The 505-nt window shown below is 64.0% G+C and carries 1 pseudogene; it reads right to left on the minus strand.

Features of this window, described 5'->3' with window-relative positions:
- Positions 1-474: pseudogene (locus HX846_RS33950) on the minus strand (urea ABC transporter permease subunit UrtB); the annotation flags it as partial.
- Positions 475-505 lie beyond the last annotated feature (31 nt).

Here is a 505-nt window from a genome sequence, read left to right on the forward strand (position 1 = left end):
GAGCAAGCGCACGGCGGCCAGGCGCACGGCCGGGTCGGGGTCTACCAGTTGCAGGTTGGCCAGGGCGAGACTGAGGGCTGTGTGTACGTCATCATTGGTTTCGCCGGCGAGTTGCTGGTCGAGGAATTTCAGCTGCGCAGGTTGTGCACTTTTTTGCAGAGTCTGGGCGGCGGCAAGGCGCACCTTGGGGTCGGCAGCGAGCAATTCCTGGCTGGCTTGCACGTTGTCGATCAGGCCGCGCAGGCGGTTGTTCAGGCGTACGGTCTTGGTTTCGCCGTTGACGCTGATCTGGCCTTGTTGCAGGGCGTCCACCAGCTCGATGCGCGCCGGGTCGGGCTGGGCGGCCCAGTCCTGGAGCAGCTTGGCTTGTTGCATCGGGTTGGCGTTGATGAAGTCTTCGGCGTCGCTGGCGTGTGCGGCGAGGGGCAGCAACAGCAGGGCGGCGAGGATGAAGCGGTATAGGGCAGTGGGCATGGCAGTTTCCTATAGATCGTTCCCACGCTCT

It is taken from the genome of Pseudomonas sp. K5002, assembly GCF_013386655.1.
In the GTDB taxonomy this organism is placed as follows: Bacteria; Pseudomonadota; Gammaproteobacteria; order Pseudomonadales; family Pseudomonadaceae; genus Aquipseudomonas.